Genomic DNA, 17,370 nt, shown 5'->3' with positions numbered 1-17,370 from the left:
CGAGGAGGTCAATTATCATGACAGTTATGACACAGATTATTTTAGCAGTAGCGCTTGTATTAAGCATTATCGTTCCATTTGGTTATTATTTCATCGGCGAGAAGAGCCGTGGACGTTACAAAACAACAATCGCAACAAACGCATTTTTCTTCTTTGGTACCATGTTAGTAGCAGCAATGGTTATGTTTGCAGGAAGCTCTTCTGTACAGGCTGCAACAGGCGCTGATGCAGGTATTGCAACAGGTCTTGGATATATTGCAGCAGCTCTTGTTACAGGTCTTTCCTGTATTGGTGGTGGTATTGCCGTAGCCAGTGCGGCAAGTGCAGCTCTTGGTGCAATCAGCGAGGATCAGAGCATTCTTGGTAAATCCCTTATCTTCGTAGGTCTTGCCGAAGGTGTTGCTCTTTACGGTCTGATCATTTCCTTCATGATCATCGGTAAATTATAATTATGAAAATGTTTTTGATCAGTGACAACATCGATACCTGCACAGGGATGAGACTGGCAGGTGTGGAAGGCGTGGTAGTCCATGAGCGTGACGAACTGAAGGACGCTCTGGAAAAAGCAATCGCCAACAAGGAAATCGGGATTCTCCTCCTGACCGAGAAATTCGGCAGGGAGTTTCCCCAGATCGTGGACGATGTAAAGCTGAACCATAAAACGCCTTTGATCATCGAAATCCCTGACAGGCATGGTACAGGCCGCAAACCTGATTTTATTACCGGATATGTTAACGAAGCCATTGGCTTAAAGTTATAGGCAGGAGAAGACCAAGCATGACAATTGAAGAAAAACTGCAGCATTTCTACGACACTTCCGTTGCGGAAGCCCAGACAGAGGCTGAGAATACACTGGAAGCACATAAGAAGAGTCTGGAAGAAATGTTTGAAAAGCATAAAGAATCAAGAAAAATGGATGCCGAGGCACAGATCAAGGCAGAGACAGAAAATGCTACCCGAGAGGTAAACAAGGCACTTTCTGCTGAGCAGCTGACTTTAAGACGTGACTGGACAGCCAAACAGAATGAGCTTAGAAATGAGCTTTTTGTAGAGGTTAAGAATCATCTGGAGGACTTTATGGAGAGCCCTGAATATCAGGATTATCTTTGTACAAGAATCCAGAAGGCAAGAGAATTTGCGGGAAATGATGAAATCTTCATCTATCTTTCCCCGGAAGATACAGCATTACAGCGTTCTATCGTTGCAAAGACAGGATTTACAGTTGAGCTTTCCAAGGAGCCGTTTATGGGCGGTATCAAAGCTACCATCCCGGCGAAAAATATCCTGATCGACAATTCTTTCATGAGCGCTTATGAGAAGCTGAAAAAAGAATTCAAATTTGACGGAGGGCTGAGCCATGAATAAAACAGGTATTATCTACGGCGTTAACGGTCCTGTTATTTATCTGAAAGGCGACCCGGGATTTAAGATTTCCGAGATGGTTTATGTTGGACCTGAGAAGCTGGTCGGTGAGGTCATTGGTCTGAAAAAGGGCATGACTACCGTACAGGTTTTCGAGGAGACAACAGGACTGAAGCCAGGCGATACAGTAATGGGAACAGGCGATGCTATTTCCGTTCTTCTGGGACCTGGAATCATTCATAACATTTTCGACGGTATCCAGCGTCCTCTGGAGGAGATCGCAAAATCCTCCGGAAAATATATTTCCCGTGGTGTAAGTGTTGATTCCCTTGATACTGCTAAGAAATGGGATGTTCATGTAACTGTTAAAGTTGGAGATATGGTAAGCGCAGGTACTATCATTGCCGAGACTCAGGAAACAGCTTCCATTCTTCATAAATCCATGGTTCCGCCAACAATTGGAGAGGCTGAGGTTATCAAGGCAGTTCCGGACGGAGCATATACCATCCTTGACCCGATTGTAACGGTTCGTCTTTCTGATGGCAGTGAGCGCGATATCGCACTTGCGCAGAAATGGCCGATCCGTGTGCCAAGACCTACCTACAAGCGTTTCCCTGCAAGCGTGCCGCTTGTAACCGGACAGCGTATCCTGGATACCCTTTTCCCAATTGCAAAGGGTGGTACAGCAGCGATTCCTGGCGGTTTCGGTACTGGAAAAACTATGACACAGCACCAGATCGCAAAGTGGTCTGACGCTGATATCATTATCTATATTGGATGTGGTGAGCGTGGAAACGAGATGACACAGGTTCTGGAGGATTTCAGTAAACTGATCGACCCGAAATCCGGAAACCTGATGATGGACCGTACCACTCTGATCGCCAATACATCAAACATGCCTGTTGCAGCCCGTGAGGCTTCTATTTATACAGGTGTTACACTGGCTGAGTATTATCGTGACATGGGTTATGACGTTGCCATCATGGCAGACTCCACTTCCCGTTGGGCTGAGGCTCTTCGTGAGTTATCCGGACGTCTGGAGGAAATGCCTGCAGAGGAAGGCTTCCCGGCTTATCTGGCTTCCAAGCTTTCCGCTTTCTATGAGAGAGCGGGTATGATGCAGAACTTAAATGGAACAGAGGGTTCTGTTTCCATCATCGGTGCAGTTTCCCCACAGGGTGGTGACTTCTCCGAGCCTGTTACACAGAATACAAAGCGTTTCGTCCGCTGTTTCTGGGGACTGGATAAATCTCTGGCTTATGCCCGTCATTTCCCGGCTATCCACTGGCTTACAAGTTATAGTGAGTACCTGGAGGATTTAACCCCATGGTACAGAGATAATGTTTCTGCTAAATTTGTAAGCGACCGTAATCAGCTGATGGCGATTCTGAACCAGGAGAGTTCCCTGATGGAAATCGTTAAGCTGATCGGTAGTGATGTTCTTCCGGATGACCAGAAGCTGACTCTGGAGATTGCAAGGGTTATCCGTCTTGGATTCCTTCAGCAGAATGCGTTCCATGCAGAGGATACCTGTGTACCGATGAGCAAGCAGTTCAATATGATGGAGATCATCCTTTATCTGTACGAGAAGTGCCGCTCCCTTGTAAATCAGGGAATGCCGGTTTCCGTACTGAAGGAGGATAATATTTTTGAGCGTGTCATTGCTATCAAATATGATGTTCCGAATAACAAACCTGAGATGTTTGACCAGTATAAGGCTGACATCGACAGATTCTACGATAACGTATTAGAGAGAAACGGCTGATAGGGAGGTAAGTTTTTTATGGCAATCGAATATTTAGGCCTTAGTGAAATAAACGGCCCTCTTGTAGTTCTGGAAGGCGTTAAAAACGCTTCCTATGAGGAAATCGTCTCCTTCCGTATGGATGACGGTACCGAAAAGCTTGGCCGTATCATTGAAATATACGAAGATAAAGCAGTAATTCAGGTTTTCGAGGGTACAGATAATATGTCCCTTGGAAACACTCATACACGTCTTAGTGGTCATCCTATGGAAATCGGGCTTTCCCCGGAAATCCTGGGACGTACCTTTAACGGTATTGGACAGCCTATCGATGGTCTTGGTGAGATCACACCGGAGGTCAGCCTGAACATCAACGGACTGCCGCTGAACCCGGTTACCCGTGAGTATCCGCGTAACTATATCAATACCGGTATTTCCGCAATTGATGGTCTGACCACCCTGATTCGTGGACAGAAGCTTCCGATTTTCTCTGGAAACGGTCTTCCTCATGACAAGCTGGCTGCACAGATCGTGCGTCAGGCTTCTCTGGGCGCTGATTCTGATGAGAATTTTGCCATTGTGTTTGCGGCAATGGGTGTTAAGTATGATGTTGCAGAGTTTTTCCGCAGAACATTTGAGGAGAGCGGTGCTTCCGATCACGTTGTTATGTTCCTGAACCTGGCAAATGACCCTACTGTTGAGCGTCTTCTGACTCCGAAGATCGCCCTGACTGCAGCAGAGTATCTTGCTTTTGAAAAAGGTATGCATATTCTGGTTATTCTTACAGATATTACTTCTTTCTGTGAGGCAATGCGTGAGGTTTCTTCTTCCAAAGGTGAGATTCCTTCCCGTAAAGGTTATCCTGGATATCTTTACAGTGAGCTTGCTACTTTATATGAGCGTGCAGGTATTGTTTCCGGTGGTACAGGTTCTGTTACACAGATCCCGATTCTGACCATGCCTAATGATGATATTACCCATCCGATCCCTGACCTTACCGGTTACATTACTGAGGGTCAGATTGTTCTGGACAGACAGCTTCATGGACAGGGTATTTACCCGCCAATCAATGTTCTGCCGTCTCTTTCCCGTCTGATGAAGGATGGTATTGGTGAGGGCTTCACAAGAGCGGACCATCAGGACGTTGCCAACCAGCTGTTTTCCTGTTATGCAAAGGTTGGAGATGCGAGAGCCCTTGCTTCTGTTATTGGTGAGGATGAGCTTTCTCCTCTGGATAAGAAGTATCTTCAGTTTGGTAAGGCATTTGAGGCTGAGTTTGTCGGTCAGACAGATACAGAGAACAGAAGTATTATCGATACTCTGAATAAGGGCTGGGAGCTTCTTGGTATGCTTCCGAAGGATGAGCTTGACCGTATTGATACCAAGATTCTGGATCAGTATTATCACGAGACTACCAAATAAAGAGTGAGGTGACTTGAATGGATCCGAATACCTTTCCTACCAAGGGTAATTTAATTCTGGCTAAGAATTCACTTGCTCTTTCCCGTCAGGGTTATGAACTGATGGATAAGAAGCGTAATATTCTGATTCGTGAGATGATGAATCTGGTTGATCAGGCGAAGGATATCCAGGGACAGATTGATGAGACGTTCCGGACTGCGTATGAGGCTTTGCAGAAAGCGAATATGGAGATGGGTATCGCGTTTGTGGATCAGATTTCCCATACGGTGCCGGTGGAGAATTCTATTCGTATTAAGACACGTAGTGTTATGGGTACGGAGATTCCGCTGGTGGAGTATGATAAGTCGGGAAATGTGCCGACATATGCTTATTATAGTACGAAGATGTCTCTGGATGAGGCGAAGGCGGCTTTTGAGAGGGTGAAGGAGCTTTCCATTAAGCTGTCTATGATTGAGAATTCGGCGATTCGGCTGGCTAGTAATATTAAGAAGACTCAGAAGAGGGCGAATGCGCTGAAGAATATTACGATTCCGAAGTTCGAGGCTCTGACCAAGGATATTTCCAATGCTTTGGAGGAGAAAGAGCGTGAGGAATTTACGCGATTAAAAGTTATTAAGAGGATGAAGCAGGGTGCATGAGGCACCCTGTTTTTTTTCTATATGTATGGTCAAGCGGATATTCCAGGTCCGCTTCGCTGCTTGCTCATAACCGAATGCTGCTTCGCAGCTTATGAGACATCAATTCACAGTTTCTTGCGAGATTCCCCATAGAATGAACACATAATGCCCATTTGTTGAACACATTTTGTCTGTATATTATTAGCCATAAGGAACACAAAACAAGGCAAATACAGAAAGGAATTAAATGGGTATGAAACGTAAATATGTGGCAGTTTTAATGGGAATTATGGTAGCAACTACTTCTGTACCGACGATGGTTTATGCTGAGGACAGTAAGACCGAGGCGGCTGCAGATGCAGTAGATACAACAGATGAAAGTGTTGAGGCGGATGCTTCGGGTGAGAGTAGTGACGAGAGTCAGGAGAATCAGGAGAGTCAGGAGAATGTGGTACTTGGTGAGGTTAAGTCGGTTTCAGTTTCCGATTCTGAGATTACCATTGCAGTTGGGACTATGAAGGAGATGGGACAGCCTGGTGATGATGGTCAGAACGGCGGAGAACCGAATAGTCAGGGTGGCGAAGCGCCGAGTGACCAGGACGGAGAGGCGCCTGAGAAACCAGAAGGTGACAATCAGGATGGCGAGGCGCCTTCTATGTTGGATCTGACTGGTGAGGAGCAGACGATTACGGTTACTGCAGATACTGTGATCACAAAACAGGCGGGCGGCATGCAGCCTGGCGGAGATGGACAGAATAGCGATGCACCGGAGAAGCCGGAAGGAGATGACCAGAGCGCAGATTCTTCTGATGGAGAAGCACCGGAGAAACCGGAAGGAGATGACCAGAGCGCAGATTCTTCTGATGGCGGAGCACCGGAGAAGTCGGAAGGAGATGACCAGAGCGCAGATTCTTCTGATGGAGAAGCACCGGAGAAACCAGACGGGGATGCTCGGGATGGCGGTGCTCCAGAGGAAAATGGACAGTCTGCAGAGGCTGAGGAAATTTCACTTTCTGATATTCAGGAGGGCGATACCGTTTCTGTCACGTTAGATGAAGATGGAAATGCAGCTTCCATTACAGTAATGTCCATGGAAATGGGTGGCCAGGGAGGTCCTGGTGGTGATGGTCAAGGTGCTCCGGGTCAGGGAGGTCCTGGTGGACAGTCTCAGGGTGTGGACAGCTATACTGCGGTAAATGAGTATATAGAAGATACAACTGTATCAAATGAGACAATTGAGTCAACAGGAACTGACGAGAATGCAGCATTGATTTCTTCCGGAGCAAACGTAACACTTGATAATGATACGATTACAAGAACTTCTGCAGACAGCCAGGGCGGAGACAATTCCAGCTTCTATGGCGTAGGCGCAGCAGTTCTGGCAACAGACGGTACTGCTTATGTGAAAGATGGCAGTGTGACTACAGATGCAGCTGGCGGTGCAGGGCTTTTTGCATATGGAGATGGAACTGTATATGCATCTGATACAACTGTAAAAACTGCCCAGGATACATCAGGCGGTGTTCATGTAGCTGGCGGCGGTACTCTTTACGGATGGAATCTGGATGTGGAGACAAATGGTGAGTCGTCTGCAGCAATCCGAAGTGACAGAGGCGGCGGAACAATGGTGATTGATGGCGGAAACTATGTTTCCAATGGCGTTGGTTCCCCGGCTATTTACAGTACAGCTGATATTGCGGTAAGCAATGCAACTCTGACAGCAAATGGTTCAGAGGCTGTTTGTATCGAAGGTCTGAATTCTATTCACCTTTATGATTGTGACTTGACAGGAAATATGAGTGATCTGGATCAGAATGATAATACCTGGACTGTAATCCTTTACCAGAGCATGTCTGGTGATTCTGAGGTCGGAAACAGTACTTTTCAGATGGATGGAGGCAGCCTGACTTCTGAGAACGGCGGTGTATTCTATACAACCAATACAGAGAGTACAATTACTTTAAATAATGTAGATATTAACTATAACGACGAGAATGAGTTTTTCCTGCAGTGTACAGGTAATACCAACCAGAGAGGATGGGGACAGTCTGGAGCAAACGGAGCTGACTGCCACTTTACCGGTATTAGTCAGGATATGCAAGGAAATGTGATCTGGGATTCTATCAGTGATCTGGATTTTTATCTCACAGATGGCAGCAGCCTGACAGGTGCAGTTGTAGATGATGAGAGTTATGCAGGCGAAGGCGGAGAGGGATACTGTAACGTTTATGTAAGCGCAGATTCCACCTGGACTGTAATTGGCGACAGTACTGTCTCATCTCTGGAAAATGAGGGAACAATTGTAGATAGTAATGGAAAAACTGTAACAATTCAGGGTACAGACGGAACTGTGTATGTACAGGGCGACAGCGAGTACACCATTACAACTGGTTCCTACAGCGACACAGCAGATCTGTCCGGAGCAACGGCGATCCAGGATCAGAGTGTTTATACAATTGAGAAACCGGATCAGCTTTAAAATTGGATAAAGAAACTCTCCAATTTGAAGATTATGGGCTTGATGAGTTATAAGAAAAAACACTGGGCTACACTTTATTGTGGCTCAGTGTTTTTTCGCTAAAAGAAGAGTGAACCTGAATTATAAAAATCCCGGTCAGAAAAGAAGTATCAAGACAGTTCTTTTCTAAAGACCGAGATTTTTTATGTTAAATTTAAAATCAAATTCGAATTCTCCGACGTAAGCAACTTCCGAAAATTCTCCTAAAAGAAGGAGGGCCGGACCTTTTGGCCCGGCAAGTATGAAAAAGAAAAAGTATATTTATAATCTATGTAAAAAAGCTTTCGCTTTATTTGTTTATTAATATACGCGGAATTTGTGATGAATCTGTGAGGACAAATTGAAAAATATATGAGGAAAATCTAAAGAACTTATAAACTGGAACGCACCTGAAGTGACCGGCTTAGGAATATACAGTATGAAAAAGCTGTGCATTTAAACCCAACTTCATGGTGATAAAATCTATCTACGATATATTGAAAATTTTATTCAGCTAAGAAAATTAGTCGTTGTAAAAGTTGTAATACTCATTTATAATGGAAAGAAGATTCAAGGTTATTGTTTACCGGAGATTTTCCAGCGTGAACAGTAACGATTCCAATGAGAATTTATAGGGAAAAACAGGAGGAAAACCTTGAAGAAAGAATTAGTTATTGTAATTGATTTTGGTGGTCAGTACAATCAGCTGGTTGCAAGACGTGTCAGAGAATGTAATGTATATTGTGAAATCTATTCTTACAAGACCGATCTTGAGAAGATCAAAGCCATGAATCCAAAGGGAATCATTCTTACCGGTGGACCGAACAGTTGTTACGAAGCTGATTCACCGACTTACCAGAAAGAATTATTCGAACTTGGTATTCCGGTGCTTGGGCTTTGCTACGGTGCACAGCTTATGATGCATGTTCTCGGCGGTAAAGTTGAGAAAGCAGATGTAAGTGAATACGGCAAAACAGAGCTGCTGGTTGACAAAAAAGACTCCAGAATTTTTGAAGGAGTATCAGAGAAAACAATTGTCTGGATGAGTCATACAGACTATATCTCCCAAGCAGCACCAGGATTTGAGATTTCTGCACATACAGCAGACTGTCCAGTGGCTACAGCCGAGAATGCGGAGAAGAAACTGTATGCGATCCAGTTTCATCCGGAAGTTCTCCATACAGTAGAAGGAAAGAAGATGTTATCCAATTTCGTACTTGGTGTATGCGAATGTGCCGGAGACTGGAAGATGGATGCATTTGTTGAGCATACAATTAAAGAAATCCGTGAGAAAGTGGGCGACGGCAAAGTCCTTCTGGCACTGTCTGGCGGTGTTGATTCTTCTGTAGCAGCAGGACTTCTTTCCAGAGCTATTGGCAAGCAGCTGACATGTGTGTTTGTAGATCATGGCCTTCTTCGTAAAGACGAGGGCGATGAGGTTGAGGGTGTATTTGGTCCTAATGGACAGTTTGACCTGAATTTTATCCGTGTGAATGCACAGCAGAGATATTATGATAAACTTGCGGGAGTTACTGAGCCGGAAGCGAAGCGTAAGATCATTGGTGAGGAATTTATCCGTATCTTTGAAGAAGAGGCTAAGAAGATCGGTGCTGTTGATTTTCTTGCGCAGGGAACCATCTATCCAGATGTGGTAGAGAGTGGTCTTGGCGGAGAGTCTGCAGTGATCAAGTCTCATCACAATGTAGGCGGACTTCCTGATTTCGTAGACTTCAAGGAGATTATTGAGCCGCTTCGTGACCTCTTCAAAGATGAAGTCCGCAAAGCAGGACTGGAGCTTGGAATTCCAGAGAAGCTGGTATTCCGTCAGCCATTTCCGGGACCGGGACTTGGAATCCGTATTATCGGCGAAGTTACTGAAGAGAAAGTTCGCATTGTGCAGGATGCTGATTTCATTTACCGTGAAGAAATTGATAAGGCAGCAGAAGCTTATAAAATTGAGAACGGCAAAGAACCATCCTGGATGCCGAACCAGTACTTTGCAGCTCTTACCAATATGCGAAGCGTAGGCGTTATGGGCGATTTCAGAACATACGATTATGCGGTGGCACTTCGAGCAGTGAAGACGATTGACTTTATGACAGCAGAGTCCGCAGAGATTCCGTATGAAGTACTGAACAGGGTTATGAATCGTGTTATTAATGAAGTTAAGGGAGTTAACCGCGTATTCTACGACCTGACCAGTAAGCCACCGGGAACGATTGAGTTTGAATAGTAAACAGAGAGCCGGGAAGCCGCATAAACAGCGGACTTCCTGGCTCTTAGTATGTGGCGTGATACCTTTTTGATACCTGTTTTATTGAAAAAATAGATTTTCTTCTTCTTCAAATCTTAGATCTAGATATTCATGGATAGCAATTTCTATATCATTTATATTTTGAATAAGTGCTTTTCCGTTAGATAAGTTTTCTTTATAAAATTCCATATAGGTTGTTCTGCGCCTGACAGCAGATGATTTTTCGTTTGGTACGGGACGACATTTTTCTGGAATTAGATAGGATAATATACTATTTTCTAAATCTGTTAACAAATTAGGGGTGTATAGAATTAAATGATAATTTTGAAACCAATATGCTTCATCTGTGTTATTCTTTAAAGTATTAATATCCTGTTCAGAAAATAAGTGAATGCTAAGATAATATGAAATTAGCACTTGATTTTTTGAACACAAAACTAATTCAGTATTTTCTGCTAATATATCTGTAAACCCTAATTCACCAATTGCATAAAAATAGTATAGTTGTTCTTCATGAAACGAAGTTTTTAGGGATTCCTTAAACCGTATCTTGAAAAATTTCTTTACTTTATTTTTATCAAAGTTATTCATATAGCGAAACTTGTCAATACAATATAATAGTGATTCTGGAGAAGTTCTAAAAATATAACATAATTGATGGTAGTCATATTCTTTTGTGATGAATTTTTCTAAATTTAGTGTTCTGAAATACTTTGTTTTAAAAAAGTTGTTAATAAATACTCTTTTTTGCTTTTCATCGTATAATTGAGATATACGGTACACAATTTGATTTATAAAAACCAATTTATTTTGCGAACTTTCGCTGCTGTAATGTGTATTACAATGTGCAATTAATTTTTTCCAATATCTTGCAATTACATTATAAGAATTAAATTTTTCATAATCCCATATTTCATATTTGTTTTCGTTTCCTTGCAAATCGAATTGATCTAAAACAGAATAAAATATTTGGATTATTTTACTTACGTCCTCTTTGTTACAAAAGAAATAAAAATCATCGGAAAAATATGTAAAATCACAAACGATATTTTGCTCTACAAGCGCATTTTCAAGAACATAACTTATTTTTGTTAAATGTTGTTCAGCAAAATATAGAGATAAATAGTTACCCATAATCAAGCCGTTTGTAGCTCCAAAATTCATATTTGTAATATAGCGGTCAGGTAAGCCATTAAAATCTAAATAGTGAGTATATAATCGCCCATAGAATTCCTTTATATCTAATTTGATTAGATTGTCATAGACACATAGCTCTTCAAAGTCATTTTCTAATTGAACATCATATTCCCCAATCGCAAAATCCCCTGTATTTAATCGAACAGATAATCGTTTATGAGAAGTGTCAAGTTGTTGCGGATCATCAAAGTGTGGAAATGTTTTAAAATGTTCATAAGCACAAGTTAAAGAAATAATATTGGGAAGCTTCAAGGTGCGAAAGCTATTATCATTTTTTCGTATGGTAAATTTGATAGGTTTTGTCCAACAAGTATCATCAATGTCTATGGAAGCTGGACTTGTTGGGAAAATTATATTGTCTATATTTATAAAATGCCGAATAGGGTTTTTAAAATTATAAATATTATTATAATCCATTATATTTTCTCCAATCATAACTGTTATTTTTCTTGTCATTTCCCTGTTCATCAACGCTGCTGCTGGAAGCAGGCCAGTTGATTTTCCATTCAAAATATTCGTCCTCTGAAATTTCTCCGCTTTTTAGTTGTTCTTTCCGCAGACACCATTCACGCAGAAATTCATTTACCAGACCGTAATCAATCCACATACCGACAGGGGCATGAGCGGGCCATTCATCAGTATCATTATATCGGACAGACTTATCATCGAAGGAATTGCACTTGCCAGGATTGCGGACAAGCTGGAACAGATGAAAAGCATTGCGGTTGTCCTCGTCAAGCCAGAAGAAAGTTTGCATAATATCTTCGGCGCAGCCAGGAACTTCCGTAACAAAGTTTATATAATTGACGTTCAAAATTTTAGAAATTTCTATGAGTGTATCTTTTTTGGGAACCCGATAGCCGGATTCATATTGGGCTACACGAACATCAGCATTGCGTTCTTCATATCCTAGCTTTAAGCCTAATTCCCGTTGTGTCAGTCCTCGGAATGTGCGGATTTTTTTTATTCGTTCTCCTAGTAACATAATCTATGTCCTTTCTGAAATCTATAAATGGCATATCATAATCCATTCATCTTTATTTTCATTTACAATTTTAAATCCTAATTTTTGATACATTTTGGCAGCATAATTTGCTTTTTGGACAGAAAGAGAAACACTTTTATATCCATGATTTCTAAGCAAATTCAGCATTTCTTTCATCATGGCAATTCATATTCCATGTTTTCGGTAGTCTTTATAGAGAGAAATTGCAAGAGAGGGAGTGCTGCTGTCAATGTGTCCGTAATCATTGATAATGCGTACCCAAACAGCACCAACGATTTGTTTTTCTATTTCTGCAACTAACGCAAAATCATCTTTTAATAGTCCGAAATCTTTAATATAAGTCTGTAACTCTGGTAAGGAAATAACACTTCTGGGTGGAACTTCCATACCTTCTGAAATAAAGATTGCTTCATATAAAAAATCTTCAAGCAATGGAAATTCCTGCTTTTTCATTGTCCGGATTGTATAGTTCATAACTTCCCCTTTTTAAGCTTTTGCTGTTTTTTATATTGTAGCATATATGAAATAATAGAGCAATAACGACTTATCAGAAATGCTAAATTTAATAAAAAAGATAAGTCTAACAAATAAGCTATTGACAATAACATAAATGTTAAGTATACTGCAAATATGGGATTTAACAAAAAAGCTATAAGGAGGACGTGTATTTGAAAAATGATTTATTTGTAACGGCCGGAGAAGTGGCGCAGGACTTAGGCATTTCCAAACCATTTGCTTATAAGCTGGTGCGGCAGATGAACGAAGAACTGGAAGCAAAAGGTTTTATCACAATCGCCGGACGAGTGAGCAGAAAATACTATGAAGAAAAATTTTATGGCATGGCGCAGGCGAATTAGGAAAGGAGTGAGATTATGGCGGCGTACAAAGACGAACAGCGGGGAACATGGTATGTGTCCTTTCACTATTATGACTGGACTGGTAAGAATTGCCGGAAAGTTAAGAGGGGATTTAAGACCAAACGGGAAGCAACAGACTGGGAACGGCATTTCCGTATGAAAGAAGCGGCTGACTTGGATATGACTTTCGAGGAATTTGTTCAGGCATATACAAGAGATATGAAGTCGAAGCTGAAACACAATACCTGGCTGACAAAAGAGCATATCTTGAGGACAAAGCTGCTGCCCTATTTCAAGGACAAGAAAATGCGTGATATTCGTCCGAAAGATATTATCCAGTGGCAGAATGAACAGATTTCCTATCGTGATGAAAAAGGAAAGCCCTATGCTCCGACTTATTTGAAAACTCTGCAATCAGAATTGAGCGCACTATTTAATCATGCGGTACGGTTCTATGAACTGAAAAGCAATCCTGTTGTAAAGGCGGGGTCACTGGGAAAGGGAAAAGCGGAGGAAATGCTGTTCTGGACAAAAGAGGAATATCTGAAATTCATTGAAGCGGTAAAGGACAAACCATATTCCTATCATGCGTTTCAGATATTGTACTGGTGCGGTTTACGAGTGGGCGAACTGTTAGCTCTCACGCCGCAGGATATTGATTTTGATAACAAAGTCATTCGGGTAACAAAATCTTATCAGCGATTGGAGGGTAAAGATGTAATTACAGACCCAAAGACTCCGAAAAGCAAACGAAATGTAAGTATGCCGGATTTCTTATGTGAAGAACTGAAAGATTATATCGGCAGATTGTACGGGATTCTTCCCACTGACCGTATCTTTCATCTGACAAAAAGCTTTCTGCACCATGAAATGACAAGAGGGGCGGAAAAAGCGGGAGTGAAACGCATTAGAATCCACGATTTGCGACATTCTCATGTATCACTGCTTATCAGCATGGGATTTTCGGCGGTATCAATCGGAAATAGGGTGGGGCATGAAAGCGTGGATATTACTTATCGCTATGCTCATATGTTCCCGACGGAACAGACACAAATGGCAAAATTGCTGGATGAAGAATTTAAGGAGGGCGCAGAGGAATGAGCGGCACACACAAATATCCGACAATCAGTTTCCGTATCTCTCCGAGAGAGAGGGAAGAAATCGAAGCAAAGATTTTCACAAGCGGCATGAAGAAAAAAGATTATTTTGTCCGTTCCTGCATTTATAACCGGGTGTGCGTGGTAGGCAAGAAAGAAACAGTTTATCAGATTGTGGAACGGTTGCAGGAAATGGAGAATCGGCTGGTGGAACTGGCGGAGCAAATTGATGGCAAAAAGCCGGGGATTACTTCCGAAGAAATCAGAGATTTGCGGGAAGCCTATGAAGATATGCTGAAAGCAATTCTTTGGATGTTGGACGGTGCAAGGTATCTGTGGCAAGGCGAAGAAAAAAGCCCTGACAGCGGCAACTGTTAGGGCTGTGATAACTGGAAAACCTCTGTTATCAACAATCACAATTCAAGTATAGCAGAGGTTTCTTCCGGTGACAACGAATTTTTCAAAAACGGAGGACATTATGGCAGGAACGAGAACAGAATTACAGATGATTAAAATGTCGGAGATACAGTCGCAGGAGGTGGCGTGGCTGTGGTTTCCGTTTATCCCTTATGGAAAGCTGACGATTGTACAAGGCGATCCGGGGGACGGTAAGACAACGCTTGTGCTGAACATAGCGGCGAAGCTGTCAAAAGGCGAGGGTCTGGACAGCAAAATGAAACTGACGGAGCCGCTGAATGTGATTTACCAGAGTGCGGAGGACGGGCTTGCAGATACGGTTAAGCCCCGTTTGGAAGCGGCAGGAGCAAATTGTGAAAATATTTCCGCCATTGACGAGAGCATAAAATCACTTTCCATGATAGATGAACGTCTAGAAGAAGCAGTCATAAGGACAAAGGCGAAGTTACTGATTTTAGACCCGATACAGGCGTATCTCGGCGGCGGTATGGATATGAACCGGGCAAATGAAGCAAGGGATATGACAAAGAAGCTGGCGACTCTGGCGGAGAAATATCAATGTGCCATTGTACTTGTAGGGCACATGAACAAAGCGGCTGGAAATAAGGCAGCATATCGGGGCATGGGTTCCATTGATTTCTTTGCGGTGGCAAGGAGCGTCCTGCTGGTCGGCAGAGTGGAGGGCGAAGCGAATATAAGGGCGGTAGTCCAGATAAAAAACAATCTGGCGGCGTTTGGGCACCCGAAAGCCTTTGAGTTGTCGGAGGACGGTTTTCACTGGCTCGGAGATTATGAGATTACCGCCGATGAAGTGTTGGGCGGTATCGCTCCGAAAGCGAATAAGCTAGAACAGGCGAAGCGTCTGCTCCGGGAAGTGGCAGAAACAAACAATGCCATGCAGAGTAATGAGATTTTCAATCTTGCAGAGGAACAGGGTATATCTAGACGGACGCTTGAAAATGCGAAAAAGGAATTGAGTATCAGAGCAAAGCGGATAAACAATTCGTGGTATTGGGAACTGGATAAAATCAAGCCGGAATAAGGCAACAGCGCAACAATACAGAGTATATAGAATTTGCGGGCTTGGTGTCTGCAAGGTTGCAAAAGATATAGACCTTGCGTTGTTGCGGTCTTGAAAAGGAGGGCGAATATGATACGACAGCCAGAACGTGAACAAATATTTCTACGAGAGTGAAGCCCGGAGGATTGCCGAACTCAATGAAATATTCGGAGATATAGAATTGACTGAGGCAGAAATGTGGACGCTGATATGGCTTGCCGGATGGGATGAATATACGATAGAAAATGTACTTTCGGCTATCCGAAAAGCTATAGCGGCGGAAGTAAAGCGGCGGCAACAGCCGCCCCGTCCGTAGGACGGAAAAGCCCCCGGCAGGGCGCAAAGGCAGCTTTTGATGGACGGAACGGCTGTCAAAAGTGCTTTTGCGTTACTTTCGACGAAAGTAACAAAGCTTATGCGCCGTATCCGGCGCTGATTGCCCGGAAAGGGAGAAAGGATATTGATTGAAACGAACTATCAGCTTTATGACAGGAAAAGGCTCTGTCAACCATAATAGCAGAAAATTCCATGCAAAGAATACTGACCCGGAGCGAAGCTGTCTGAACGTGGAATATTGCAATGAAAATGTTAAGGACGTATATCACGAATTGTTTGATGAAGCGCTCACCCGGTATAATGAGAAGCAGACCAGAAGTGACCGCCGGATTGACGATTATTATGAGAAAATCCGTTCCGGCAAACAGGAGAAGCCATTTCATGAGATTATCCTGCAAATTGGGGATAAGGACAACATGGGGGCAAAGACGGAGAACGGACGACTTGCGGCAAAGGTGCTGGATAAATATATGCGGGATTTCCAGCGGCGAAATCCTACGTTAAGAGTATTTAGTGCCTATCTTCATATGGACGAAGCAACGCCTCACTTGCATATAGATTTTGTACCGTATACGACAGGAAGCAGGCGGGGGATTGATACAAGAGTTTCTTTGAAACAGGCGTTATCTGCTCTCGGATTTAAAGGCGGTACAAGGCGGGAAACGGAATTAAATCAGTGGGTAGCTTATGAGAAAGAACAGCTTGCCGCTGTCATGCTGGAACATGGGATTGAGTGGGAGAAGAAAGGCACACATGAAAAGCATTTATCTGTTTTGGACTTTGAGAAAAAGGAGCGGGCAAAGGAAGTCGCAGAATTGGAGCAATCTATTTCTGACGGAAAAGAGCGATTATCAGATATTCAGATTCAGCATAGAAAAGCAGTGCAGGAAACAGAGCAGATACGGCAGAAGGGCGAAGCAATCCGGCAGGAAGTATCGGAACTTTCGGAAATAAGTGATTTGCTGAAGGAGCAGGCGACAACGCTGGCAGAGGACAAGAAAAAGCTGCTGTCTGATAATGTGAAATTGGAGAAGCAACAGAAGAAATTGCAACAAGATATTGAAAAAATGGTTCAGTCTAAGGCGGTCATGGAACGGAACATACACGCTTATGACGAGGATGAGAAGTGGCAGCTGCCTGAACCGGCGGCGTTGATGTCTGCAAAGGCTTATAAGGATAAAAAAGCTTTTCCGCTTGTGGAGAAATTGAAAGAAACGATAAAAGCACTGACAATTAAATGCGCCCAGCTTGCAGAACAGGGAAAGAAACTAAAAGAAAAAGTTACCCGGCAGGAGCAGCAGATCAGTCGCTTGACAGATAAGGTCATGGAGCAGAGCGACATTATTGACCGATTGCAGGAGAAAACGGAAGATTTGGGGCGTTTGGAACGCTATTTTGGCAGAGAACAGGTGCAGTCGATAGTTGAGCGGTCTAAGGCTCTGGAATGGGCAGAAAAGGAAAATAAACGTCCGAAACGTGTATTTGATATGAGCAGATAGGGGGA

18 protein-coding genes are annotated in these 17,370 nt (G+C 43.0%); 14 read left to right on the top strand and 4 right to left on the bottom strand.

Features of this window, described 5'->3' with window-relative positions; translation table 11 throughout:
• Positions 1-17 precede the first annotated feature (17 nt).
• The 8 genes from AB5706_RS00910 to guaA all read left to right on the top strand — a co-directional run bounded on the left by AB5706_RS00910 (position 18) and on the right by guaA (position 9,875).
• Entirely contained in the window at positions 18-449 is a 432-nt protein-coding gene (locus AB5706_RS00910) for an ATP synthase subunit C (RefSeq protein ID WP_118579356.1), read from the top strand.
• A gap of 2 nt (positions 450-451) precedes the next feature.
• Positions 452-760, top strand: coding sequence for a V-type ATP synthase subunit F (locus AB5706_RS00905; protein ID WP_117851005.1), 309 nt, complete (start codon positions 452-454; stop codon positions 758-760).
• 17 nt (positions 761-777) lie between these two features.
• A complete protein-coding gene (locus AB5706_RS00900) occupies positions 778-1,365 on the top strand; it encodes a V-type ATP synthase subunit E (protein WP_270413438.1) in 588 nt (195 codons plus the stop codon).
• Positions 1,358-3,127 carry a V-type ATP synthase subunit A gene (locus tag AB5706_RS00895; RefSeq protein WP_118579362.1) on the top strand — a complete coding sequence of 590 codons (1,770 nt, stop codon included), beginning with the start codon at positions 1,358-1,360 and terminating at the stop codon, positions 3,125-3,127. Before AB5706_RS00900 ends, AB5706_RS00895 begins: the two co-directional genes overlap by 8 nt.
• Before the next feature lie 18 nt (positions 3,128-3,145).
• Positions 3,146-4,528: a V-type ATP synthase subunit B gene (locus AB5706_RS00890; RefSeq protein ID WP_118579365.1), complete on the top strand. Its 1,383-nt coding sequence runs from the start codon at positions 3,146-3,148 to the stop codon at positions 4,526-4,528.
• A gap of 17 nt (positions 4,529-4,545) precedes the next feature.
• The gene (locus AB5706_RS00885; protein ID WP_118579368.1) at positions 4,546-5,166 is read left to right on the top strand and encodes a V-type ATP synthase subunit D; all 621 of its coding nucleotides are present in this window, start codon (positions 4,546-4,548) and stop codon (positions 5,164-5,166) included.
• Between the two features lie 232 nt (positions 5,167-5,398).
• The gene (locus tag AB5706_RS00880; protein ID WP_368357187.1) at positions 5,399-7,624 is read left to right on the top strand and encodes a hypothetical protein; all 2,226 of its coding nucleotides are present in this window, start codon (positions 5,399-5,401) and stop codon (positions 7,622-7,624) included.
• Positions 7,625-8,297: 673 nt separating this feature from the next.
• Entirely contained in the window at positions 8,298-9,875 is a 1,578-nt protein-coding gene (guaA, locus tag AB5706_RS00875) for a glutamine-hydrolyzing GMP synthase (RefSeq protein WP_148462113.1), read from the top strand.
• Positions 9,876-9,956: 81 nt separating this feature from the next.
• Here guaA and AB5706_RS00870 read toward each other — a convergent pair whose 3' ends face one another.
• The 4 genes from AB5706_RS00870 to AB5706_RS00860 are packed head-to-tail and all read right to left on the bottom strand — an operon-like array spanning position 9,957 to position 12,573.
• On the bottom strand, positions 9,957-11,603 hold the full coding sequence (locus tag AB5706_RS00870; protein ID WP_368365659.1) for a hypothetical protein: 1,647 nt from the start codon (positions 11,601-11,603) through the stop codon (positions 9,957-9,959).
• Positions 11,500-12,078 carry a helix-turn-helix domain-containing protein gene (locus tag AB5706_RS00865; protein WP_368365658.1) on the bottom strand — a complete coding sequence of 193 codons (579 nt, stop codon included), beginning with the start codon at positions 12,076-12,078 and terminating at the stop codon, positions 11,500-11,502. The genes AB5706_RS00870 and AB5706_RS00865 overlap by 104 nt, the downstream gene beginning before the upstream one ends.
• A 21-nt stretch (positions 12,079-12,099) precedes the next feature.
• Complete coding sequence (locus AB5706_RS23030; protein ID WP_472515467.1) at positions 12,100-12,258, bottom strand: GNAT family N-acetyltransferase; 159 nt, start codon at positions 12,256-12,258, stop codon at positions 12,100-12,102.
• A gap of 6 nt (positions 12,259-12,264) precedes the next feature.
• Positions 12,265-12,573: a GNAT family N-acetyltransferase gene (locus AB5706_RS00860; RefSeq protein ID WP_472515466.1), complete on the bottom strand. Its 309-nt coding sequence runs from the start codon at positions 12,571-12,573 to the stop codon at positions 12,265-12,267.
• Positions 12,574-12,761: 188 nt separating this feature from the next.
• Between AB5706_RS00860 and AB5706_RS00855 the strand changes: the two genes are divergently transcribed.
• From AB5706_RS00855 to AB5706_RS00830, 6 genes are all read left to right on the top strand, one after another.
• Complete coding sequence (locus AB5706_RS00855; protein ID WP_463671828.1) at positions 12,762-12,956, top strand: DNA-binding protein; 195 nt, start codon at positions 12,762-12,764, stop codon at positions 12,954-12,956.
• A 15-nt stretch (positions 12,957-12,971) separates the two neighbouring features.
• Complete coding sequence (locus tag AB5706_RS00850) at positions 12,972-14,057, top strand: tyrosine-type recombinase/integrase (RefSeq protein ID WP_368365657.1); 1,086 nt, start codon at positions 12,972-12,974, stop codon at positions 14,055-14,057.
• Positions 14,054-14,431, top strand: a complete 378-nt coding sequence (locus AB5706_RS00845; RefSeq protein WP_118143265.1) for a plasmid mobilization protein — start codon at positions 14,054-14,056, stop codon at positions 14,429-14,431. The genes AB5706_RS00850 and AB5706_RS00845 overlap by 4 nt, the downstream gene beginning before the upstream one ends.
• A gap of 100 nt (positions 14,432-14,531) precedes the next feature.
• Positions 14,532-15,512 carry an AAA family ATPase gene (locus tag AB5706_RS00840; RefSeq protein ID WP_368365656.1) on the top strand — a complete coding sequence of 327 codons (981 nt, stop codon included), beginning with the start codon at positions 14,532-14,534 and terminating at the stop codon, positions 15,510-15,512.
• Positions 15,513-15,711: 199 nt separating this feature from the next.
• Complete coding sequence (locus tag AB5706_RS00835) at positions 15,712-15,846, top strand: hypothetical protein (RefSeq protein ID WP_368365655.1); 135 nt, start codon at positions 15,712-15,714, stop codon at positions 15,844-15,846.
• A 148-nt stretch (positions 15,847-15,994) separates the two neighbouring features.
• Positions 15,995-17,365 carry a plasmid recombination protein gene (locus tag AB5706_RS00830; RefSeq protein ID WP_472515465.1) on the top strand — a complete coding sequence of 457 codons (1,371 nt, stop codon included), beginning with the start codon at positions 15,995-15,997 and terminating at the stop codon, positions 17,363-17,365.
• Positions 17,366-17,370: the final 5 nt, after the last annotated feature.

Source organism: Ruminococcus sp. RTP21484sp1_RTP21277st1_D2_RTP21277_210401 (genome assembly GCF_040924225.1).
Classification (GTDB): domain Bacteria; phylum Bacillota; class Clostridia; order Lachnospirales; family Lachnospiraceae; genus Blautia_A; species Blautia_A faecis.
Note: the sequence above shows the minus strand (reverse complement) of the source record. Positions and strands in the feature narration are given on the sequence as shown.